We start from the raw sequence: 20,108 nt of genomic DNA, 5'->3' as shown, positions 1-20,108 counted from the left end.
GCCCCGGCCCACCGATCAAGCACTCACAGAAGGAGGTAGGGCCGCGTGAAGCAGCCTACTACCACCCCCCTGGCCAACCTCGGACACTACGAGCCGCACGCGACCGTCTTGGAGCTGCAGGCCCAGACCGCCGCGATGTACGTCGCGCTGCACCTGACGAACCGCGCGCTGACCTCCGGCCTGGCAGCGCCCTGGTGGACCATCGACCCCACCGGCAGTCTCGCGGCCGAGTTCACCGGCCCGCTCGCCCTGCGGGACCTCGACCGCTGGCGCCGCCACCTCCCCGACGCCGCGACCACCTCGGCCCGGGGGCTGCACGAGATCCGATGGACCGTCACGTCGACCGTGCAGAACGTCTCTGTGCAGCTGGTCGCCGTCGTGCCCGCCCTGGTCCGGACGGCGGTGCCGGCGTGAACAGCCACAACCTGATGAGCGACCAGCGCCTCGACAAGATCCGCGCGCTCGACCTCTCGACGATGCTGCCCGAGAGCGCCGAGTGGGCGGACACCGAGCGCGCCAGCGCCGCCGTCTGGCTGGCGAAGTTCGCCCCGGTCATCCGCGAGCTGGTTGGTGAGATCGACGACCTCGAGAACGTGCTCGACGAGGCGGAGGACGAGGTCGACGCTCTGCGGGCGAGGATCCCGAGCGAACCCGGACATCCCGGCCAGATCCGGGTGGTGTCGGTGCGCAAGGTCGCGCCGAAGAAGTGGAGGGTCTGCTGGGTCGAGGACGGGCGCCGCCGGTCCAAGACCTGGTCGACTCCCACCGACGCCCGCGGCTATGCCGAGTGGCTGCTCCGCCAGCAGCAGCTCGGTGGTGGCTGGTGAGCATTCCCGAGTTCGGCGCCGTGCTGGTCCTGGTCCTCACCGTCCCGGTGACCGCGCTCGCGCTCCGGCACTGGGACCCGGACCGGATCCGCCGCCGTGCCCACCGCCGCCGCATCCGCGCGGCCCGCCGCACCAACTTCCCGAAGGGCAGTACCCGATGAGTACGACTACTACCTGGTGGACGAAGCGCGCGTACGTGGACACGCACGACGCCCGCGGCACCCTGCACATTCACCCCGGCGGGCTCCGTGGTGACCAGTTCACCCTCTACCGGGACGACAAGATGTCCGCGGACGACATGTTGGCGATCGCGGACCGCGTCCTTGCCGAGGTGCAGCGCTGGCGCGACGACATCGCGAAGACCGCCAAGGCGGACCGCACCATCGCCGACGAGCTCGCCGCCGCGCGGGCCCGCATCGCCGTGCTGGAGAACTCCGCCCAGGAAGGCGGCTCCTGATGGCCGCGCGGCTCACCAATCAGAGCGTGAAGGGCGTCGCCGCGGACATCGCCCACGGAACGATGAAGGGCTACCGGCAGCACCGGTACCGCGGCGTGCCGCTGTGCGAGGACTGCCGCCAGGCGTGCAGGGACGACGCCAACACCCGGGCGGCGAACAAGCCGGCGAGCAACCGGCGCGCACAGGCGTGGAACGGCGGCATGGTCGGCGAGAGCGCCAGCACGGTGCGGATCCTCGCAGTCCCGGCGCCCTGCAGCATCCCGGGCTGCGGGACCGCAGCGGCTGACCCCTGGCCCGAAGGCTGGGAGATGGCCACGGTGGACGGCGCGGAGCGGCAGTACTGCCGGCCGTGGTGCGCCACCTACGCCCAGGCCCTCGCGGACGTGCGCGCCATCGACCGGACGGAGGCCGCCTGATGAACTCCTCCCAGCCTGACACCGCGTGGGACATCGTTCGGACCGAGCTCCGCAGGGTACTCACCCGGGCGCCGTTGAGGATCGTGCGCTGCGACGACCCGCGGCCCGCTCTGGAACTGGTCCGGTCGAACGGCGCCGGCTGGTTCCTCGTGCCCCTGCCGCCCCGGGCCCGCCTGCGGTTGCGCTACCGCGACTGGCCCCAGCCGCACCTGCGGCTGGAGGACACCCCGCGCCCGGGCTGCCGCACCTGCGGCGGCAGCGGTGAGGTCGAGACCGGCGGCGACGAGGACGGGCCGTACGAGCCGGCCGCCTGCCACTGCTGGGAGCCCTGGCCCTACCGCGACCCCGTCCTAACAGTCCCGGTGCCGCGTTGGGCCGCCCGCCGCTGGTGCGGCTGGGCCGAGCCCGAGTACAGCTCCGAACCGCCCTTCTGACCGGAGGACCTGATGCCCGCTCCCCAGACCGACCCCGTACTGGCCGATGCCCTGCGCCGCACGGTGGTCGAGCACATCGCGGTCGGACTGTCGAGCGGGCAGCCGATGGTCATCAACGCGGCCCTCAAGCTCCTCACCGACCTGGACCTCGTCGGGGTCCCGGTCGGTGAGGAAGTCGACCAGGCGCTCGTCGCCCTGCCGCCGGCCTGGCGCCGAAGGTGACCAGCTCGTGCAGCCAGTGGCTGCCCGACCAGGGCAGCCACTGCGGGCGGAGCGGTCGACCGTACGCCGTCGGCTCGCGTTGCCCGGATCACACCCCCGCCGCTGAAGCCGGGCGGCCCGAGCCGCCGCCCGGCCCTGGTTACACCCCTCAGCGCCTGCCGACTCCGCAGTCTGCCAGCGCGCTCACCGACGCCCGCGCGATCGCCTCCGGCAAGCGCCGCAGCACCCCCCAGCAGTACCGCCTCGCCCAGGCCGCCACCGCAGGCGAGGCACGCACCCGCGCTACCAGTCCCAGGAGGACGCCCTCATGACGGTTCGCCTGCTCCCGCCCATCAGCAGCCTCGGTCTGCACGGCCCCGACGCCGTACCCCTCGCCGACGGTCCGCGCTACGTCCGCACCGAACGGATGACCCGCTGGCACCGGGTTCGTTCCGGAGTCCGGTACGGATCCGGCCGGACGGTCTACCAGCTGTGGTGCACGGGGACTGTCTTCGACGACCACTTCTTGTCCCGCGAGGACCTGCCCACCGGCGCGACCGTGTGCGGGCCGTGCGACGGCCGCGCGGTCGGCGCCGGCCAGGAACCGAACGGACCGGACGGCAGGGTCCTCGTGTTCACCCCTCGGGACCTCGCCCCGCCGGCGATCTGCCCCGGCTCCCGCTCCGACCGACTGAGCCAGGCCATCCCGCCCGGCACCGTCGGTCAGTGCCTCGCGTGCCTCGACCTCCACCCCGTCCGGGCCATGGGTGGCCCGTACAACCCGCGCGCCGCGATCGTCCAGCATCCGCCCGGTGGCGGCCTGCCCGATCCGTGCCCCTTCCACCGGTGGAAGTACCTGGAGGCCACTCCCGAGGGCGGCCTGCGATGCGCCTGCGGCCGTTCCCTCCGCGAGCCGCGTCCGGCCGCCGCCTGACCCACCATCCAGAGCGGCCCGGGGCGGGCCGGACTCGACTCCGCCCGTTCCGGGCGACCAACCCACCGGAGAGCACCCCTTGAGCACCACCCACACCGCCCAGGGCGACCGGACCCAGACGGTCCGCAACGCCTGGACGAACGTGCTGCGCGCGGAGGTGCTGCGGGTCGGCAGCCGCGACCTGGCAGCGGTCGCGCGGGTTGGGGTGTGGCTCGCCACCTACGCCGACGCCGACGGGACCAACGCGTTCCCCGCCAGGGAGACGCTGGCCGTTCTGGCCGGGTGCACGGCGGAGTCGGTGACCCGGGCGCTCCGGGTGCTGGAGGGCGTCGGCATGGTGACCAAGCGACGTCGCCCGAACGCGACAGCCGTCTACCGCCTGGTGCTGCCGGTGGCCCGGCCCAACTGGGACCAGCACCTCCACCACTACACCGACACTCGGCAGCGCAAGGCGCGCGCGGCCGAGAAGGCCAAGGCCATCGAGGAGCACCTCCGGACAGCGTCCCCGGCGGGGGTTCCGGACAGCGTCCCCGCCGGGGGTTCCGGACAGCGTCCCCGGACGCTTCCCACCGTCCCGGATAGCGTCCCCGGACGCCCCCGGATAGCGTCCCCGGACGCTATCCGGACAGCGTCCCCGGCGGGGGGGTACCAGGACCTACCTACCTACGGTAGGGACCAGATCCACTACCACCCCGCGCGCGAGGCCGACGACCGGCTGCCCGCCCTGCGTGGCAACGCAGTGGAGGACGCGGTCGACATCGGCCCGCTGATCGACTCGATGCGCTCCCGCGGAATGACCGTGTCCTGGCCGCTCTCCGAAGACGAAAAACGCGCGCTCGCCGCGCAACTGGCGGCCGTTGGCGCGCCGGTCCTGGTCGAGCACGCCGCACGCATCTGGCGAGCCAGCCGCGACACCCCCTACAGCGCCCGGTACTTCCTCCCGCAGTGGCTCGCTCTGTCCGTCAATGGCCCGCCGACCGCACTTGGCGACCTCGGCGGCCCCAGCCGAACGGCTGACTACCTCGCCGACATGGCCGCCATCGCCAACGAGATGCGGCAGAACGGAACTCGATGAACCCCGAGTTGATCCCGAAGTTGATCGCCGAGATCGCCCTCGCGGACCCACGCATCCGCCGCGACGACGGGACGGAGCGACGGGCACAGGCCACGATGTGGGCCGGCATCCTCGCTGACGTCCCGTACGAGGCCGCGCTGCAGTTCGCTTACCAGCACTACCGCGTCTCCCAGTGGCCGATCCTTCCCGCGGACATTGCGACCCGCTGGAGCGCGGGAACCCGGGCGAGGCTTGGCCGGCACACCGATCCGACGCCCGCCGTCGACCCGGACCGCGTCACCGAGTGGTGCGCCGAGCTCGGCGCCACCCGACGTGCCGTCGCCGTCGGGCGCGCCGCACCCGCCGCGTACGCCATCGCCGAGGGACCGCCGGTTGCAGTCGCCGAACTGATCGCGGGAATCGGGCACATGCCCCCGGAACGCGACACGTCGGCGACCTACATTCCCGACCACGCGCGCACCCAGCTCGCACAGTTCCGGCACCCACGCCGGCCCGAGTGGGCAATCGCCTGCCCTGTACCGACCTGCCGCGCCCGCGCCGGTCAACGGTGCACCCGGCCGAGCGGCGGACCGATCACCGGCGGCAGCCACCCCAGCCGCCTCGACAACTGGCTCGCTAAGCAGGCCGCCGCGTGATTCCGCCCGCCGCCGCGCAGACCATCCGCTCTGCCGTGCTCGACGCCCACCAACTCCGCCCCGCCGCCCCCGAGGCCATCGCCCGCCACGTCCTGCGGGCCCTCGCCGACGCGGGCTGGCAGATCACCCCGATCCCGCCTACCGACCACGACGACCAGGAGATCAGTCCCATGCCGAAGAAACCCGACCCGGCCGCCGCCGCCCGCGCCGAGTTGGCCGGCCACGACCTCGCCTGCCGATGCGCCCTCAGCCAGCTCTGCCACGCCGACGTCCTGCTCGAACTCGCCAACCAGCCCGCCCAGGAGGCCTGACCCATGACCGAGCCCCTCGGCCTCGACGCCATCCAGGCCCGGCTCGACGCGGCCACCCCTGGACCGTGGCGATGGCGTGGCAACACCGAGAGCCGCCACCTTCGCCTCCAGACCCCTCACCACGGCGGCCTGACCGTCATGGACTTCGAACGCTGGGGCATGCAGGGCGCCCAGCCCCGCTTTGCCCGCGACCACCTCATGTACCCCGCCAACGAGATGGTCACCTACGAGGTCGCAGCCTGGTCGAAGGACATCTACCGCAAGGACATCGTCGGAATCGAGCACCCGGACGCCGAGTTCATCGCTGCTGCCCGGCAGGACGTGCCCGCTCTGCTCGCCCGGGTCCGGGAACTGGAGGCCGAGCGCGACCGCTACCGCACCGCCTGGCACTCCGCCCGCCGCCGCGCCAGCCTCCTCCACGACGAGAACGCCACCTGGCGCCGCACCGTCACCAGCGTCGAGCAGGACCGAGACCGCGTCTTCGAGCACGCCCGCACCCAGGACGAACGCATCCGGGCGTTGGAGGTCGAACTGGCCACCGCCAAGGCTGCCGGCTACCGCCAGGCCGCCGACCACGTCTCCGAGCTGATCCTGGGACACGGCAAGGACGCGGACGCGGAGATGGTCCTCGTCTTCCTCCAGAACGGCGCCGACCTCCGCGAGCGCTTCGCCGCCTCCCAGGCCGCTCCCAGCGGCGCCACACAGCCCGCCTGACAGCCCCACAGCCACGACCTGACGGCCCCGTGCGCGGCCAGGACCGGACCACCAACGGCCGCGCCGGCCCAGGGTGCCACCCGAACTCCCGAAGGCCCCAGGCGGGCCGTCACACCAACCACAGGAGCCACCGTCATGCCCACCACCCGCGAACAGCTCCTCACCGCCCTCTGCGACCCCACCGAGTGGGACGCCGACGTACTAGGCCTTCCCGAGCACGAGGCCACGCGACTCCTCGACATCTACCGCGCCGAGATCCTCGCCGAACAGGACACCGCCTTCAACACCGCCACCACCTGACAACCCCCCTGGCGGCCGACACCCACCGGCCGCCACACACACCCACCACGGAGAACCCACCATGACCAACGCCCGCACCACCCTCCTCGCCGGGGAGGACCCCGCCAGCCCCGAGTACGCCGACGCCCGGGCCCGCGTCGAGCGGCTGGTCGACGACTACCGCACCGCGCTCCTCGCCAAGGCGGCCCGCCGCATCCGAGGCAGCAAGATCAACCAGCCCGGCGACGACATCGACCACCACATCAACGACGTCATCGAGCAGACCGCCGCGATGGTGGTGGGCATCCGGTGACCGGCACCCCGCCGCCCGCCAGCCAGCAGGGCTGGGACCGCGCCGAGTTCACCTGCGGCTGCTGCGGCGTCACCGTCACCGCCGCGACCGAGCGCGAGTACATCCGCCTCGTGGCCGGCGCCGGCCAGGCGGCCACCCTCATCGCCCTCCACCCCCACGGCCGCGACAACCAGCCCGAACCGAACGGAGACCAGAAATGATCAAGCCCGGCCAGATCTACCAGTCCCTCAGTGGCCGCCACCACCCCGCCGACCGACCCACTCGCATCCTCATCAAAGGCGTCATCCCGTACGGTGCCGGCTGCTGGGGACAGGGCACAGCCAGCGTCGTCACCCTCACCACCACCGGCCGGGAAGTGCGGCCCCGGAACGTCAAGCTCACCCAGCTCCACGACAGCCCGACCACCCGCGACGGACGGCCCCGTCGTAGCGGCTACGCGCTCTACAGGGACGTCGAAGGCGGCGCCGAATGACCCCTTGGACCGTCCTCGCCACCTGCGGACCCGCCGCCACCGTCGGCCTCTGGTGGATCCACCGCATCAGCCACCACCCCACCAGCGCCCACGTCCGCATCTACGTGCCACCACCCCTCACCGAGCAGTACGTCGACACCCAGATCGCCGTCCTCGAACTCCAGTGGGAACGCCAACGATGACCGACACCGCCATCACCACCCTCCCTGGCACCCCGCTCACCCGCTCCGAACTGCGAGTCCTCCGACTCCTCGCCAACGGCCGAACCACCGACCAGGCCGCACGCCACCTGTACGTCTCCCGGAACACCGTCAACACGCACATCTACCGCATCTACCGCAAGCTCGGCGCCGTCGACCGGGCCCACGCCGTCGCCCTCGGCATCGCCACCGAGCAACTCGACCCCAGCGAGATCACCGTCGTCCACCCCATCGCCACCAGGAGCGTCACATGATCCCCAGCGCCCGCGAGCAGCAACTCGCTGCTCAACTGCGTACCGCCGAGGCCGACCGCGACGGCGCCTACCGTGAACGCGCCCACCTCACCGCGTGGCTCGCCACCATCCACCCCGCCGTCATTGCGCCTGCCACCGACATCGACGAGCCCGGCTGGCAGCTCCTGTACGTCACCGTCGGCGGCCAGCAGCTGTCCTGGCACATCCACCCCCGTGACGCCGACCTCTACACCCACGTCGAACACGTCGACCCGACCGACCCGCGCGCCCAGTGGGACGGCCACACCACGACGGAGAAGTACGCCACCATCCGCGGCCTCACCTTCACCGAGCTGCGGGGAGACGACCAAGGTGGAAAGGCTGAAGCCCGCGCCGCCGACTACGAGCAGGTCATCCAGAGCCAGCGCGACGAACTCCTCAAGGCCCGCGCCGCCGGGCGACCGGTTCCGACCTCGTCCGCGCACGCCTGATCCCCTCTGGCGCCCATCACCAGCCCGCCTGACGTACCTGGAGCCACCCATGACCAGCACCGCCCACACCGACCTCACCCACATTGCCGACCGCTGGACCGACCTGCGCGAGCTGCTGGAGGCCCAGACGCCGCGCACGTGGCCGCCGGCGGGCCGGATGTCCGACCACCAGCGGGACCTCGACGACGCCCTCGACGGGATCGAGGTTGTCGACCAGCAGGCCGCGGCCGAGCGCGCCGAGCGGACCGCCCTCGCCCCCGGCGTCCGGCCGGCGCCGCTCCGGGTCCCGATCTTGGACACGATCACCGAGCTGGAGGGCGAACTCCTCGCGCTGGCCGACGAGATTGCGGGCAGCATCCAGCGGCCCGCGTTCACCGCCCGCTCCGCCAGCCCGGCCGACGAGATCGCCCGCTCGGTCGCCATGATGAGCGCCCGCGACGCCGCCGACCCCCGCCGCTGGAAGTTCAACATGGCCGTCCGGAACGGTGCCCTCGCGGCCCGCTGGCTCGCCGACCGCATCGAGGCCACCGACGGCCCGTTCCGGCCGCTCTCCGACAACCAGCACGCTCGGATCGGCCAGGTCGCCGCCGCCGCCCGGCGCCGCATCGACCGCGCACTTGGTGAACCCGAGGCCGACACCGACCCCACCCCGCTCGGCCAGACCTGCCGAGCCTGCGAAGGCGGCCTGACCTACACCCGGACCGACGGCGACTTCACGATCTGGTGTCAGGGCGAGTGCGGCGCGTCCTGGACCGGCGCCAACCTCCTGCGCGGCCTCAACGTCGCCTGAACCCGCCCGTTTGTGAGGGCGCTCACCACCCGCTCGTGAGCGCCCTCACCCACCCGGAGAACACCACGTGAACACCCTCACCATCGGCGCCTGGCACGCTGCCGAACTCCACGGAATCGCCGGCCCCTGGGCCGTCCACGGATACGCCACCATCTGGGACATCACCACCACGGCCGACGGCACCCAGCACGTCACCGTCGAGGTCAGCGCCCCCGGCGGCGCCACCGACGCGCCCCACTACACCTACGCCACCGGCCGCGTGAGCATCCTCACTGACGGCCGGACCGCGCTCACGGACGTCATCACCCCGCAGCCCGGACCCACCCGGATCGTCCTCAGCGCGGTCCCTGACTGCCTCCTCGGCGACGTCGACGCCCAGCGCCACCGGGCCCAGGCCGTGAGCACCCTCACCGACTGGCAGCCCATTCCCGACAATGACAGCTCCCTCGGCGTGAGCGCACTCACGCACCTCGCCCGGGCCGTTCAGCGAGTCGCCGACGGCGAGAACGCGGTCCGCGAGCGAGACACCCTGATCCGCCGGCTCCGAGCCGGACAGGTCGACCGCAGCCAACTTGCCACCATCGTCGGCACCGACCCCAGCCGGATCACCCAGATTTGCAAGCCGATCCGCGAGAGGATGAGCGCATGAACACCGACCTGATCGCGTTCATCCGCGCCCGTCTCGACGAGGACGAGCGAGAGGCCCTCGCCGTACTCTGGGCGGGATCCGGCAACCGCCTGGACTGGACGCTTGTGGCATCGGCAACGATTGAGATCGGAACCGAGACCATCGGCACGGATGATCGAAACGTGGCCAGTCACATTGCTCGCCACGATCCGGCGCGGGTGATGGCCGAGGTCGACGCCAAGCGGCGCCTGCTGGACCTGCATGGCCCCCTCACGCTGCGAGGAGGGGCGGGCGCCCGGTGCTTCGACACCACTACCGCCTGCCGATCCTGCGAGCCTCCCCAGTTCCCCGAACACGCCTACCCCTGCGCGACGCTCCGCCTGCTCGCCCTGCCGTACGCCGACCACCCCGACTACCGGCCCGCATGGGCACCCGACGTCACCGCTTGACGCGCACCCACCCAGTGATCCACAATTGCCCCACGTTCGGCGTGCCCGGACACCACAAACCGCTGACAGCCCCTCGTTTTTCTTCCCGAGAGCCCCGCGAGCCAACGCCGCGGGGCTCTCGCCGCATCCAAGACCGGCAGCCCGCCAACTTCCCCACGGCGGGCCGATTCAGCACAGCGCTTGACCGGCGGACAGCACCGCACTGACGTCCACCTTCAATCCGTTCCCGAGCTGCAGGTCATCAGCCCAGATGGGCGCCGGCTTCGGGTACTTGGCCTGGGCCGTGCCGTTCACGCCGTACTCGACGCCACCCGCTTCGAAGGTGACCATCCGCCCCGGCCGGCACCGCAACGTCCCGGACTCCACCGTGAATGGCCAAGGCGACACCGTCAACCTCGACACCGCCCTGCCGCTGGCGTCGCTGCTGACACCAACTCCGGCACCACCAGCTGACACCCGCGTCGTGCTCGACTTGCTGGCCGGGGCGGGGTCGTCATCCGTGACCAACCATGCAAACCCGAAGATCGCGGCCGTCACCACCCCCGCCGCGATCCACTGCCCCCGCGGCCAACTCTTCTGACCTGCCACAACCGCACCTCCCCAGTGAGGCCGCTCAGCGTAGGGCAGGTGATCAACCGTGGCCAGACGTCGCGTACTCACCGTTTGCACCGTCGCCGGCTGCCCCGACCTCACCACCGGCGGCCGCTGCCCCACTCACCAGGCCCAGGCCGACCGCGCCCGTGGCACCCGGACCCAGCGCGGCTACGGCCAGCAGCACCGTACCCGCTTCCGCCCCGGTGTCCTCCGGCGCGACCCGCAGTGCGTGTGCACCGACCAAGCCCACGGCCACGGGCAGCCCTGCGGCCAGCCAAGCCAGCACGCCGACCACTGGCCGCTGTCCCGCCGCGAGCTGGCCGCCGCCGGCCACGACCCAGACGACCCGAGACACGGTCGAGGTCTATGCCATAGCTGCCACAGCAAGGAGACAGCCAGGCACCAGCCAGGAGGCTGGAACAGCCAGTAGCCGCCAGCCGCCAGCCGCTTCCCATGCCAGTCACCCAAGGTGACGGTACCCAGGGGGGTGACCCCCTCTGGCTATCTGCCAGGGACCCGCGGGGGAGGCAGCTCGCAATCTGTACGGGTCTGGTGTCCCTCGGGGCCCCACACCTGTAACCCAGAGTGACCCCAGGTTCGAGCCGCAACGGCCCGGCCGTGACGTGCCGCAACGGCGCTGGAGAGTGATCACCATGGGAGGAATGGGACCGGTCCCGAAGCCGGCGCCCGAACGGCGGCGCCGCAACGCCGCGGTGGCCATGACCCAGCTGCCCGCCGCGGGTCGGCAGGGCAAGGCTCCCTGCTTCCCGCTGCCCCCGCTCATCAACCAGGACGAAGACCTTGGCGCCCTGCGCGAACGCGAACTGGACCTGTGGGCCGACCTGTGGACCACTCCGCAGGCCGTGATGTGGGAGCGCACGCACGCCACGTTGGCGGCGGCCCGATTCGTCCGCTTCTCCGTCCTCGCCGAGAACGGCAACACCAAGGCCGCAACCGAAGCAAGGCAGTTGGAGGACCGGCTGGGCCTCAACCCCCAGGCGATGCTCCGGCTGCGCTGGGAGATCGCCCCGGACGAGGTGGCCGAACAGCGCCAGGACCGCGCGGCTCGGCGAGCGCCCGCCAGCGCCCGCCAGCGCCTGCGAGTGGTTGACCCCGGTGTGGCGGGGGCCTGAGTACCCGGGCGAGTTCCCCACGTTGGGCTGGACGGTCGGCGAGTGGATCGAGGCTCACTGCGTCATCCCCGACGGCGACCGGATCGGCGAGCCGTACCTGCTGACCGACGAGATGTGGCAGCTCCTGGCCTGGCACTACCGTCTGCGGCCGGAGGCCACGGCCGACCGGTGGGCATCCGCTTGGGCCTACCGGCGCTCGCAGTTGGTGAGGCCTCAGAAGTGGGGCAAGGGCCCGTTCAGTGCCTCCCTGATCTGCGCCGAGGCGGTCGGCCCGGTCCGCTTCGCCGGTTGGGACGCCGCGGGCGAGCCGGTCGGCCGGCCGTGGGAGACGCCCTGGATCCAGATTGCCGCGACCTCCGAGGACCAGACCGACAACGTGTACCGGGTGCTCGTCCCGATGATCGACGAGGGGCCGCTGGCCGACTGGATCCCGGACACCGGCGAAACCCGCATCAACGTGCCGGGCGGCGGCCGGATCGAACCGGTCACCAGCTCGGGCCGGGCCCGCCTGGGCCAGCGCATCACCTTCGCCGTGCAGGACGAGACGCACTCGTGGCTGGAGGCCAACGGCGGCTGGCGGCTCGCGGAGACCCAGCGCCGCAACCTGTCCGGCACCGGCGGCCGGGCGGTGGAGACCACCAACGCGTGGGACCCGTCCGAGCAGTCGGTGGCCCAGCGCACAGCCGAGGCCCGAGTCACGGACGTGCACCGCGACCACCGGATCCCGCCGCCAGCGTCGCTGGCGAACAAGCGGGAGCGGCACCGAGCCCTGCGGGTCGCCTACGGCGGCTCGGCGGTTGGCGCGGGCGGCTGGGTGGACATCGACCGGATCGACGGCGAACTCGTCGAGATCGCCGAACGCGACCCGGCGCAGGCCGAACGCTTCTACCTGAACCGGATCGTCGCTGGCACCGCCGGCTACCTCGACCGGCACCTGTGGGACGCCCGGGCCGACGCCCGGCCGGTCCCGGCCGACGGCACCCCGGTCGTGCTGGGTTTCGACGGCTCGGATGTGGACGACTGGAGCGGCATTCGGGCTGAGACGCTCGACGGCTTCCAATTCACCCCGACGTTCGGGCCGGACCGCCTCCCGACGATCTGGGACCCGGCGGAGCACGGCGGCCAGGTGCCGCGCCTGGAGGTCGACGCCGCGGTGCAGGACTTGATGCGCCGCTACCGGGTCGTCCGCATGTACTGCGACCCGCCGTACTGGGAGACCGAGGTCGACACGTGGGCGGACCGGTACGGGGAGAAGGTCGTGGTCCGCTGGTACACCCAGCGGGCCGTGCAGATGCACGCCGCGGCGGAGCGCCTGCGCACGGACGTCATGAAGAAGGACAGCGCCTTTCGGCACGACGGCTGCCCGACCGCGGGCGCGCACGTCGCGAACGCCCGCAAGGCAGCGCGGCCGGCCGACCGATACGTCCTCAAGAAGGCCAGCCCGGCCCAGAAGATCGACCTTGCCGTGGTGAGCATCCTCGCTCACGAGGCAGCTGGCGACGCCATCAAGGCGGGCCTGGCCCGCGAGACCGAGTCGTGGGTTTGGACCGCGTGAGGGGAGGTGCCCGGTGGGGCTGACGCTGGAACAGGCCGGGCGGCTGGCGGACGTGCTGATGTCCGAGCTGCAGTCCCGCTCGGGCGCCGTCCGCACGGCGACGCACTACTACATGGGCAAGGTGCCGCTGAGGTTCGCCTCCGAGCAGTACCGGCAGTACTTCGAGAAGCAGTACCGCGGGTTCTCGGACAACTGGGTGGCTCCGGTCTCCGAAAGCCCGGTCGAGCGTCTCGCGGTCACCGGGGTGAAGGCTGCCGGCGAGATCACGGCCGACCGGGACCTATGGGAGGTGTGGCAGCGAAACGGCCTCGACGCCGACAGCCAGCTCGGGTTCCTCGGCGCAGGCCTGGGCGCGCGGGCGTTCGCCCTGGTGTGGGGCGACCCCGACGACGAGGAGACCCCGCGGGTCACCTTCGAGGACGCCCGGCAGGCCATCGTCCAGTACGAACCGGGCAGCCGCCGTTGCCGCCGGGCCGCCCTGAAGACGTGGCAGGACGGCAACCGCGAGTTCGCCACCCTCTACCTCAAGGACGAGGTGTGGAAGCTTCAGCGGCCGGTCGGCGCGGAGCCCCGCAAGTCGCCGCTGCTCGCGCAGGCCGACGAGCTGGAACGCGACTGGGCGCCACGGGAGATGGGCGAGGAGCCGAACCCGCAGCTGAACCCGCTGGGCATGGTGCCGATGGTGGAGCTGCCGAACCGGCCGCTCCTGGCGGACGACCCGATCTCGGACGTGTCCGGCGTCATCGCGATGCAGGACGCCGTGAACCTGCTGTGGAGCCAGCTGTTCACCGCCTCCGACTTCGCGAGCTTCCCGCAGCGCGTCGTCCTGGGCGCCGAGCCGCCGAAGACCCCGATCCTGGACGCCAACGGGCAGGTGATCGGCTCCAAGCCGGTGCCGCTGGAGAAGTTCGCCGTCGACCGCGTGCTCTGGCTCAGCTCCGACAAGGCCAGCATCGGCTCGTGGCCAGCCGCCAACCTGGAGGCCTACACCAAGGTGATCGAGGTCGCGGTAGGCCACATCGCCGCCCAGACCCGCACCCCCCAGCACTACCTCATCGGCAAGATGGCCAACCTGTCCGGTGACGCGCTGATCGCCGCCGAGACCGGCCAGGTCAAGAAGGTGCAGCAGAAACAGCTCTGGTACGGGCAGGCTCTGCGCGAGCTGTTCCAGCTCATCGCCCTCGCGCGCGGCGAGGACGGCAAGGCCCGCGCGCTGGCCGGCGGCACGGTGATGTGGGCGGACGCCGAGTCCCGGTCGATGGCCCAGCTCACCGACAGCCTGCTGAAGCTGAAGCAGATCGGCTTCCCCTTCGAGTACCTCGCGCTCCGGTACGGCCTCACCCCGACCGAGGTCGCCGACCTGATGGCCATGCGCGAGCAGGAGGCCGCCCTGGACCCGGTCTCGGCGCTGATGAACAGCGCCCAGCAGGCCCAGGGCGCACAGCCAGCTGCCCCGCCCGGGCCGCTCGCCGAGCCCGCCCCGACGGGCTGAGCGGGTGGACCTCGCCGACCTCGCCGAGCGGCACCTCGTCGCCCGCCGCCGGGCGGCCGCCGCCACGGTCCTCGGGGCGGTACGCGAGTGGCGCCAGATCGACATCCGCGACCTCACCGCATCGTGGTCCCAGCTGTCGCCCCGCCTCCTGGCCGTGGTCTCGGCCGGCCAGACTGCCGCCGCCGCTGCCGCCCAGGCCTACACGGACCGCGCGACCACGCTGCAGGGCGCCCAGCCCGAGCCGGCCGGGACGATCGCCGCCTCGGCGTTCTCCAGGCACGCCTCGGACGGCCGCGACCTGGCCAGCCTGCTCTACCTACCGGTGATCGACACCAAGGAGGCCATCACCTCCGGCGCGAGCACCACCGAGGCCCTGGGCGTCGGGGAGCGCAAGCTCCGCATGCTCGTGGACACCGAGGTCGCCGACGCCGGCCGGGCCGCTGACAGTGTCGGCATCACCGCGAACCGGGCCCTGACCGGCTACATCCGCACCGTCTCCGGCGGCGCGTGCGGGCGGTGCGCACTCCTCGCGGGCACCCGGTACGCCTACAACGCCGGCTTCCAGAGGCACCCGCACTGCCACTGCACGCACGTCCCGATCGCCGGCCGCGGCCGGCACGCAGCGGCGACGCTGGACCCGCGGGCCTACTTCAACTCCCTTACCCGGGCCCAGCAGGACAAGGCCTTCACCGTCCACGGAGCGCAGGCCATCCGTGAGGGCGCCGACATCGGTCAGGTGGTCACCGCCCGCCGCGGCGTGTCCACCGTCGGGTCCTGGACGCAGGACGGCGTCACCCACCGCGGGCGCCTCGCCCACACCGGCACGACCCGGGTCTCCACGACCTCGTTCGGCACCTCGCGCCGCAGCCTGGCCGGTCGCCGACTGCGCGAAGCCGGGGCCCGCGGGCCGCAGGTGCGCCGACTGACCCCGGAAGCGATCTACCGGCTCGCAAGCACCCGCGACGAGGCGATCCAACTGCTGTTCCGGCACGGCTACATCGTCTGAACTCCCGGCCGCCGCAACGGCAGCCCCGACTCCTGCAAGAGGAGCCCCGATGAACAACCGCACCCTCCCCCGCCACGCCCGTACGGGCCTGCTCGCCGTCGGCTGGCGCAAGCCGCGTCCCGGCGAGGACGGCGACCAGCCGATCTGGCCGGTCCTCGGCGGTGCCCCCGGCGACGGGGACGACGAGCCCGGTGACGAGCCGGACGGCGGCAACCCGGACGACGGGGACGACGAACCGGACGACGAGCCACTCGGAGAGGCCGGCACGAGGGCCCTCACGGCGGAGAAGGCCCGCCGCAAGGCCGAGGCCGAGCGCCGGAGGGCCGCCGAGAAGCGCGCCGCCGACCTGGAGGCCGCGCTCGCCGCCGCGAAGAAGGGCGACGGCGGCCCCGACGAGGACCAGATCCGCCGCGATGCCACCACCGCGGCCACCGCCCGCGCCAACGAGCGCATCCTGCGCTCCGAGGTCCGCGCGGCCGCCGCCGGCAAGCTGTCCGACCCCCGCGACGCCCTGCGCTTCCTCGACCTCACCAAGTTCGAGGTCGACGAGGACGGCCAGGTCGACGAAGACGAGATCGCCGAAGCGATTGACGACCTCGTGAAGTCCAAGCCCTACCTGGCCGCAACGGCCGGCAGTACCAAGCCGCGGTTCGAAGGCACCGGGGACGGCGGCGCGCGCAAGACGCCCGCCGGACCGCGCCAGTACACCGAGGCCGACGTCAAGACCATGACGCCCGAGCAGATCGACGAGGCTCACCGCAAGGGTCAGCTGCGCGACTACCTGGGCTCCTGACCGAGAGGACCCACAGCAGTGGCCATCACCCGTTTCAAGCCGGAGATCTGGAGCGCCAAGCTCCTGGTCGCCCTGCGCAAGGAACTCGTCTACGGCGGGCCCGGCATGATCAACCGCGACTACGAGGGCGAGATCGCCAACGCGGGCGACACCGTCCGCATCACCTCGATCTCCGACCCGACCATCGGCACCTACGTGCCGAACAGCACGACCATCGTGCCGGAGGAACTCACCGACGCCCAGCGGACGCTGGTCATCGACCAGGCGAAGTACTTCGCGTTCAAGGTCGACGACGTCGACCAGCGCCAGGCCGCCGGCAACGTCATGACCGAGGCCATGTCCCGGGCCTCGTACAAGCTCGCCGACACGGTCGACCAGTACATCGCCTCGTTCTACACCGGCATCGTCGCCGCCAACCAGCTCGGCTCCACCGGGGCGCCGATCGACACCTACACCACCGTCACCGACGCCTACGACAAGGTGTTGGTCCCGCTGCGGACCGCCCTGAAGAAGGCCAACGTCCCGACCGCCGGCCGCTTCGTCGTCGTCTCCCCGGAGATGATGGGCTCTCTCCTGCGCGACAACCGCTTCGTGCGCGCCAACGAGTCCGGCACCACGGACGCCCTGCGCAACGGCTTCGTCGGCAGGGCCGCGGGCTTCGACATCTACGAGTCGAACAACGTCCCCAACCCCTCCGGCGACACCCAGGTCGTCATCGCGGGCGTCAACTCCGCGATCACCTTCGCCGAGCAGATCAGCCAGACCGAGGCCTACCGCCCCGAGGCCGGGTTCAGCGACGCCGTCAAGGGCCTGGCTGTCTACGGCGCCAAGCTCGTCCGCCCCGAGGCGCTCGCCTGCGCCTACATCAACCCGGCCTGATCGGAGACCTGACCATGGCCCGCACCACCGTCGGCTACAGCGCCTTCGTCCCGAACTCGGGCGTCGCCGACTCCTCCCTGACCACCGTGCCCCTCAACCCCGGCACGGGCAACGGCCACACCATCGCCAAGGCCGTTCCGGAGCTGACCGTTCTGCGCGTCGCGGTCGGCGCGACCGGCGGCAACATCACCGTCAAGGCCGGCACCTACCCGCCCGCGCTCGCCTCCGGCCAGGGCGACCTCGTAGTCAACGTCACCGCCAACACGACCTCGTGGATCGGCCCGTTCGAGTCCGGCCGGTTCCTGCAGGCGGACGGGACGATGCTGGTCGACGTCGCCGCTGCGGTCGTCCCGGGCACCATCACCGCCCTTCGCGTCCCGAGGAACACCTGATGTCCGACACCATCCACGTCCTCGGCGAGGGCGGCGTGGTCATCGCCATGGACGTGCCCCTGCCCGACGCGATCGCCCACCGCATGACCACCGGCCAGCTGCGGCGCGTCAACGAGGACGGCAGCCCCTACATCGCCGACGTGCCGTCCCTGCCGAGCCAGGCACCGTCGACCGGCGCCCCCAAGGCGGAGTGGGTCGGCTGGGCGGTCGCCAACGGCGCCGAACCGGCCGACGCCGAGGCCATGACCAAAAGCGACCTGATCGAGGCCCACGGCGTCTAGGAGGCGAGCATGAGCCTGCCCCCGCTCGCCACCCAGGCCGACGCCACCGCCTACGGCTACAGCCTCCCGGCGGCCACCGCCGACGCCCTCCTCGCCCGGGCGTCGGCACGCATCCGCCGGGCGGCCGGCCAGCCGATCACCTCCGGCACGTCGACCGTGCGCCTGACCGCCCACGACGGCACCGTGACCCTGCCCGGGCCACCGGTCACCGCCGTGTCGTCAGTCCTCGAGGTCGACGGTACGGGCGCCACCACCGCGGTGCCGTGGTGGCGCTGGGACGGCGAGCGCATCACCATCCCCCACGGCGTCGACCAGGCCGACGTGGTCTACACCCGCGGCTACAGCACCGTCCCGGACGGCATCGTCGAGCTGACTTGCTCGGTCGCCGCACGGTTCGGCGCCACCCCGGCCGGTGCCGACGGACTGCTCCGGTCCGAGCAGATCGACGACTACAGCCGAACGTTCGCCACCGAAGCCATCACCGCGGCCGGCGACCTGCTCCCCGGCGAACTGGAGGCTCTGGAGGCGGCCCTCGGCACACCGGAGGCCTGGATGACGAGGAGCCGCTGATGCCCCTCGACACCCTCCTGGCCGCCGGCCGCGCCGCCCACGAGGCCCTGATGCTGGACACGGTCCGCCTGGTGCGGCCCTGTGCCGACGTCTACGACCCTGCCACGGGCGCCACCACCCGGCCGGACGCCCGCACGCTCTACCAGGGCCCAGCCCGGGTCAAACCCAACGTCGTCCAGGACCAGGGCGTGCAGGCCGGGCAGCGGCAGGTCGTTCTGCGCCGCTACCAAGTCTCGCTGCCCTGGTCGGCTCTGCCCCTCGCGGCGGCCCGGGTGGTGGCCGGCGACCAGGTGGTGGTGGACGCCTCCCCGGACCCGCGGCTGGCCGGCATGACCCTGTGGGTCACCTCGGTGGGCGAGTCCGCGACGGCGACGGCCTGGCGGCTGGAGACGGAGGACCGTTCATGAGCATCGACATCAGCGGCCTGGAGGCCCTGGTCGCGGACCTGGCCCGGGCCGGTGTGCAGGCGGAGCGCGGCGCCCGCGGCGTCGTATCCAAGGGCGCGCTGAACATCAAGCGGGACTGGCAGGCCAACGCCCGGGCCAGCAGCGGCCGGTACGCGCCGCACTACCCTGCCTCGATCGGCTATGACCTGGAGACCACCCCAGTCGGTACGAGCGCGGTGATTGGCCCGGACAAGGGCGGCCCGCAGGGCGGGTTGGGCAACCTGCTGGAGTTCGGGTCGGCGCACAACCCGCCGCACAACGACGGCGGCCGCGCACTGCTCGCCGAAGAGCCGCGGTTCCTGGCCGCCGTCGAGCAGTTCGGCGGGGGCCTGCTGTGACCACACCCGACACCCTGCCGCACGTGGCCGCCGTCCAGGCCGCACTCGAGGCGGCCGGGTTGACCGTCTACCTCGGCGGCGCCCCGGCGGGGCCCTCAGCGCTGCCCAAGAACTACGTCGTGCTCTACCCGGGCGCGGGCACGGTGCTGTCGGACTCCCTGGCCGACGACCGCACCACCCTGGAGGCCCTCCTACAGGTCACCTGCGTGGCCAGCACCCCCGATGGTGCCCTCGGCACCGCCGACCGGGCCCGCGCAGCCCTGTCCGCAGCCCTGACCGTGGACGGCCGGGCGACGTGGCGCCCCGAGAACCTCGGCGGCCCACCCCTACAGCGCGACGACGACGTCACCCCGCCCCTCTACTACATCCCGGTGCAGTACCGGATCCGATCAATCCCCGCATGAGGAGGGCCCGATGGCCACACTCACCGCCGCCGCACTCGCTGCGTCCGGCACCCTCGAAGCCCCCGTCGCCGCGTCCGCCGGCGGTGACAAGGTCGCCCCGGTCGGAGACCGCGTCTGGGTGGAGGTGACCAACGGGGGCGGTTCCTCAATCACGGTCACCATCCCGTCCTACGCCACCGTCCGCGGCCTGGCCGCCGCCGACCGCACGGTCACCATCGCCGCTTCGGCCACCAAGAAGATCCCGCTCTACGCGGACCTCAACACCAGCCCCAGCGACGGCCTCGCCACGATCTCTTACTCGGGCGTCGCCACGGTGACCGTGGCCGCCTACCGGTCCTGAGCCGCCCGCCCCCGACCAGCCCAGAG

General features: G+C 72.2%; 38 protein-coding genes. 36 read left to right on the top strand and 2 right to left on the bottom strand.

Annotated elements, in window-relative coordinates; translation table 11 throughout:
• Positions 1-45: 45 nt before the first annotated feature.
• The 22 genes from ACIO9K_RS26105 (at position 46) to ACIO9K_RS26000 (ending at position 9,859) form a co-directional block, all read left to right on the top strand.
• Positions 46-414, top strand: coding sequence for a hypothetical protein (locus ACIO9K_RS26105; RefSeq protein WP_363622352.1), 369 nt, complete (start codon positions 46-48; stop codon positions 412-414).
• Entirely contained in the window at positions 411-827 is a 417-nt protein-coding gene (locus ACIO9K_RS26100; protein ID WP_363622354.1) for a hypothetical protein, read from the top strand. Before ACIO9K_RS26105 ends, ACIO9K_RS26100 begins: the two co-directional genes overlap by 4 nt.
• Positions 824-988, top strand: coding sequence for a hypothetical protein (locus ACIO9K_RS26095; RefSeq protein ID WP_363622356.1), 165 nt, complete (start codon positions 824-826; stop codon positions 986-988). The genes ACIO9K_RS26100 and ACIO9K_RS26095 overlap by 4 nt, the downstream gene beginning before the upstream one ends.
• Positions 985-1,284, top strand: coding sequence for a hypothetical protein (locus tag ACIO9K_RS26090; protein ID WP_363622357.1), 300 nt, complete (start codon positions 985-987; stop codon positions 1,282-1,284). Before ACIO9K_RS26095 ends, ACIO9K_RS26090 begins: the two co-directional genes overlap by 4 nt.
• On the top strand, positions 1,284-1,700 hold the full coding sequence (locus ACIO9K_RS26085; RefSeq protein ID WP_363622359.1) for a hypothetical protein: 417 nt from the start codon (positions 1,284-1,286) through the stop codon (positions 1,698-1,700). The genes ACIO9K_RS26090 and ACIO9K_RS26085 overlap by 1 nt, the downstream gene beginning before the upstream one ends.
• Positions 1,700-2,134: a hypothetical protein gene (locus tag ACIO9K_RS26080; protein ID WP_363622361.1), complete on the top strand. Its 435-nt coding sequence runs from the start codon at positions 1,700-1,702 to the stop codon at positions 2,132-2,134. The genes ACIO9K_RS26085 and ACIO9K_RS26080 overlap by 1 nt, the downstream gene beginning before the upstream one ends.
• A 12-nt stretch (positions 2,135-2,146) precedes the next feature.
• Positions 2,147-2,356 (top strand): hypothetical protein, encoded by a 210-nt coding sequence (locus ACIO9K_RS26075; RefSeq protein ID WP_363622363.1) that lies wholly within the window; start codon positions 2,147-2,149, stop codon positions 2,354-2,356.
• Positions 2,357-2,663: 307 nt separating this feature from the next.
• Complete coding sequence (locus tag ACIO9K_RS26070; RefSeq protein WP_363622364.1) at positions 2,664-3,269, top strand: hypothetical protein; 606 nt, start codon at positions 2,664-2,666, stop codon at positions 3,267-3,269.
• Between the two features lie 79 nt (positions 3,270-3,348).
• Positions 3,349-4,344, top strand: coding sequence for a hypothetical protein (locus ACIO9K_RS26065; RefSeq protein WP_363622366.1), 996 nt, complete (start codon positions 3,349-3,351; stop codon positions 4,342-4,344).
• Positions 4,341-4,979 carry a hypothetical protein gene (locus ACIO9K_RS26060; protein WP_363622367.1) on the top strand — a complete coding sequence of 213 codons (639 nt, stop codon included), beginning with the start codon at positions 4,341-4,343 and terminating at the stop codon, positions 4,977-4,979. The genes ACIO9K_RS26065 and ACIO9K_RS26060 overlap by 4 nt, the downstream gene beginning before the upstream one ends.
• Entirely contained in the window at positions 4,976-5,290 is a 315-nt protein-coding gene (locus tag ACIO9K_RS26055) for a DUF4326 domain-containing protein (protein ID WP_363622369.1), read from the top strand. Before ACIO9K_RS26060 ends, ACIO9K_RS26055 begins: the two co-directional genes overlap by 4 nt.
• Before the next feature lie 3 nt (positions 5,291-5,293).
• A complete protein-coding gene (locus tag ACIO9K_RS26050) occupies positions 5,294-6,004 on the top strand; it encodes a hypothetical protein (protein WP_363622371.1) in 711 nt (236 codons plus the stop codon).
• 135 nt (positions 6,005-6,139) lie between these two features.
• Positions 6,140-6,304 (top strand): hypothetical protein, encoded by a 165-nt coding sequence (locus ACIO9K_RS26045; RefSeq protein ID WP_363622373.1) that lies wholly within the window; start codon positions 6,140-6,142, stop codon positions 6,302-6,304.
• Positions 6,305-6,365: 61 nt separating this feature from the next.
• Entirely contained in the window at positions 6,366-6,596 is a 231-nt protein-coding gene (locus tag ACIO9K_RS26040; protein WP_363622375.1) for a hypothetical protein, read from the top strand.
• Positions 6,593-6,796 (top strand): hypothetical protein, encoded by a 204-nt coding sequence (locus ACIO9K_RS26035; protein WP_363622377.1) that lies wholly within the window; start codon positions 6,593-6,595, stop codon positions 6,794-6,796. The genes ACIO9K_RS26040 and ACIO9K_RS26035 overlap by 4 nt, the downstream gene beginning before the upstream one ends.
• Positions 6,793-7,068 carry a hypothetical protein gene (locus ACIO9K_RS26030; RefSeq protein ID WP_363622379.1) on the top strand — a complete coding sequence of 92 codons (276 nt, stop codon included), beginning with the start codon at positions 6,793-6,795 and terminating at the stop codon, positions 7,066-7,068. Before ACIO9K_RS26035 ends, ACIO9K_RS26030 begins: the two co-directional genes overlap by 4 nt.
• On the top strand, positions 7,065-7,250 hold the full coding sequence (locus ACIO9K_RS26025) for a hypothetical protein (protein ID WP_363622381.1): 186 nt from the start codon (positions 7,065-7,067) through the stop codon (positions 7,248-7,250). The genes ACIO9K_RS26030 and ACIO9K_RS26025 overlap by 4 nt, the downstream gene beginning before the upstream one ends.
• A complete protein-coding gene (locus ACIO9K_RS26020) occupies positions 7,247-7,522 on the top strand; it encodes a helix-turn-helix transcriptional regulator (RefSeq protein ID WP_363622383.1) in 276 nt (91 codons plus the stop codon). The genes ACIO9K_RS26025 and ACIO9K_RS26020 overlap by 4 nt, the downstream gene beginning before the upstream one ends.
• Positions 7,519-7,992: a hypothetical protein gene (locus tag ACIO9K_RS26015; protein ID WP_363622384.1), complete on the top strand. Its 474-nt coding sequence runs from the start codon at positions 7,519-7,521 to the stop codon at positions 7,990-7,992. Before ACIO9K_RS26020 ends, ACIO9K_RS26015 begins: the two co-directional genes overlap by 4 nt.
• A 49-nt stretch (positions 7,993-8,041) precedes the next feature.
• Positions 8,042-8,782: a hypothetical protein gene (locus ACIO9K_RS26010; RefSeq protein ID WP_363622386.1), complete on the top strand. Its 741-nt coding sequence runs from the start codon at positions 8,042-8,044 to the stop codon at positions 8,780-8,782.
• 67 nt (positions 8,783-8,849) lie between these two features.
• Positions 8,850-9,431 (top strand): hypothetical protein, encoded by a 582-nt coding sequence (locus ACIO9K_RS26005; RefSeq protein WP_363622388.1) that lies wholly within the window; start codon positions 8,850-8,852, stop codon positions 9,429-9,431.
• Positions 9,428-9,859, top strand: a complete 432-nt coding sequence (locus tag ACIO9K_RS26000; RefSeq protein WP_363622390.1) for a DUF6221 family protein — start codon at positions 9,428-9,430, stop codon at positions 9,857-9,859. The genes ACIO9K_RS26005 and ACIO9K_RS26000 overlap by 4 nt, the downstream gene beginning before the upstream one ends.
• A 168-nt stretch (positions 9,860-10,027) precedes the next feature.
• On the opposite strand, the gene ACIO9K_RS25995 is transcribed toward ACIO9K_RS26000, so the two are convergent.
• Positions 10,028-10,189 carry a hypothetical protein gene (locus ACIO9K_RS25995; protein WP_363622392.1) on the bottom strand — a complete coding sequence of 54 codons (162 nt, stop codon included), beginning with the start codon at positions 10,187-10,189 and terminating at the stop codon, positions 10,028-10,030.
• Between ACIO9K_RS25995 and ACIO9K_RS25990 the strand changes: the two genes are divergently transcribed.
• A complete protein-coding gene (locus ACIO9K_RS25990) occupies positions 10,182-10,439 on the top strand; it encodes a hypothetical protein (protein WP_363622394.1) in 258 nt (85 codons plus the stop codon). The genes ACIO9K_RS25995 and ACIO9K_RS25990 overlap by 8 nt on opposite strands.
• 51 nt (positions 10,440-10,490) lie before the next feature.
• Here ACIO9K_RS25990 and ACIO9K_RS25985 read toward each other — a convergent pair whose 3' ends face one another.
• Positions 10,491-10,808 carry a hypothetical protein gene (locus ACIO9K_RS25985; RefSeq protein WP_363622396.1) on the bottom strand — a complete coding sequence of 106 codons (318 nt, stop codon included), beginning with the start codon at positions 10,806-10,808 and terminating at the stop codon, positions 10,491-10,493.
• A gap of 307 nt (positions 10,809-11,115) precedes the next feature.
• Between ACIO9K_RS25985 and ACIO9K_RS25980 the strand changes: the two genes are divergently transcribed.
• From ACIO9K_RS25980 to ACIO9K_RS25920, 13 genes are read left to right on the top strand one after another with little or no spacing between them, the layout of a single operon-like run.
• Positions 11,116-11,586, top strand: coding sequence for a hypothetical protein (locus ACIO9K_RS25980; protein WP_363622398.1), 471 nt, complete (start codon positions 11,116-11,118; stop codon positions 11,584-11,586).
• Complete coding sequence (locus ACIO9K_RS25975; RefSeq protein ID WP_363622400.1) at positions 11,570-13,141, top strand: hypothetical protein; 1,572 nt, start codon at positions 11,570-11,572, stop codon at positions 13,139-13,141. Before ACIO9K_RS25980 ends, ACIO9K_RS25975 begins: the two co-directional genes overlap by 17 nt.
• A gap of 13 nt (positions 13,142-13,154) precedes the next feature.
• Positions 13,155-14,633, top strand: coding sequence for a phage portal protein (locus ACIO9K_RS25970; protein WP_363622402.1), 1,479 nt, complete (start codon positions 13,155-13,157; stop codon positions 14,631-14,633).
• A gap of 4 nt (positions 14,634-14,637) precedes the next feature.
• Positions 14,638-15,639: a hypothetical protein gene (locus ACIO9K_RS25965; protein WP_363622404.1), complete on the top strand. Its 1,002-nt coding sequence runs from the start codon at positions 14,638-14,640 to the stop codon at positions 15,637-15,639.
• 49 nt (positions 15,640-15,688) lie between these two features.
• A complete protein-coding gene (locus ACIO9K_RS25960) occupies positions 15,689-16,432 on the top strand; it encodes a hypothetical protein (RefSeq protein WP_363622406.1) in 744 nt (247 codons plus the stop codon).
• 18 nt (positions 16,433-16,450) lie between these two features.
• Positions 16,451-17,311, top strand: a complete 861-nt coding sequence (locus ACIO9K_RS25955) for a P22 phage major capsid protein family protein (protein ID WP_363622408.1) — start codon at positions 16,451-16,453, stop codon at positions 17,309-17,311.
• A gap of 14 nt (positions 17,312-17,325) precedes the next feature.
• Positions 17,326-17,703, top strand: a complete 378-nt coding sequence (locus ACIO9K_RS25950) for a hypothetical protein (protein ID WP_363622410.1) — start codon at positions 17,326-17,328, stop codon at positions 17,701-17,703.
• Positions 17,703-17,984 (top strand): hypothetical protein, encoded by a 282-nt coding sequence (locus tag ACIO9K_RS25945; RefSeq protein WP_363622412.1) that lies wholly within the window; start codon positions 17,703-17,705, stop codon positions 17,982-17,984. Before ACIO9K_RS25950 ends, ACIO9K_RS25945 begins: the two co-directional genes overlap by 1 nt.
• A gap of 9 nt (positions 17,985-17,993) precedes the next feature.
• The gene (locus ACIO9K_RS25940; RefSeq protein ID WP_363622414.1) at positions 17,994-18,554 is read left to right on the top strand and encodes a hypothetical protein; all 561 of its coding nucleotides are present in this window, start codon (positions 17,994-17,996) and stop codon (positions 18,552-18,554) included.
• Positions 18,554-18,961, top strand: coding sequence for a DUF6093 family protein (locus ACIO9K_RS25935; protein WP_363622416.1), 408 nt, complete (start codon positions 18,554-18,556; stop codon positions 18,959-18,961). The genes ACIO9K_RS25940 and ACIO9K_RS25935 overlap by 1 nt, the downstream gene beginning before the upstream one ends.
• Entirely contained in the window at positions 18,958-19,338 is a 381-nt protein-coding gene (locus ACIO9K_RS25930) for a hypothetical protein (protein WP_363622418.1), read from the top strand. The genes ACIO9K_RS25935 and ACIO9K_RS25930 overlap by 4 nt, the downstream gene beginning before the upstream one ends.
• Positions 19,335-19,742: a hypothetical protein gene (locus ACIO9K_RS25925; RefSeq protein WP_363622419.1), complete on the top strand. Its 408-nt coding sequence runs from the start codon at positions 19,335-19,337 to the stop codon at positions 19,740-19,742. The genes ACIO9K_RS25930 and ACIO9K_RS25925 overlap by 4 nt, the downstream gene beginning before the upstream one ends.
• 10 nt (positions 19,743-19,752) lie before the next feature.
• Positions 19,753-20,082 (top strand): hypothetical protein, encoded by a 330-nt coding sequence (locus tag ACIO9K_RS25920; protein ID WP_363622421.1) that lies wholly within the window; start codon positions 19,753-19,755, stop codon positions 20,080-20,082.
• The last annotated feature ends 26 nt before the right edge of the window (positions 20,083-20,108 follow it).

It is taken from the genome of Kitasatospora sp. NPDC087271 (assembly GCF_044744605.1).
GTDB lineage: Bacteria > Actinomycetota > Actinomycetes > Streptomycetales > Streptomycetaceae > Kitasatospora.
The sequence above is the reverse complement of the archived record's forward strand: the minus strand, read 5'-3'. Positions and strand labels throughout refer to the sequence as shown.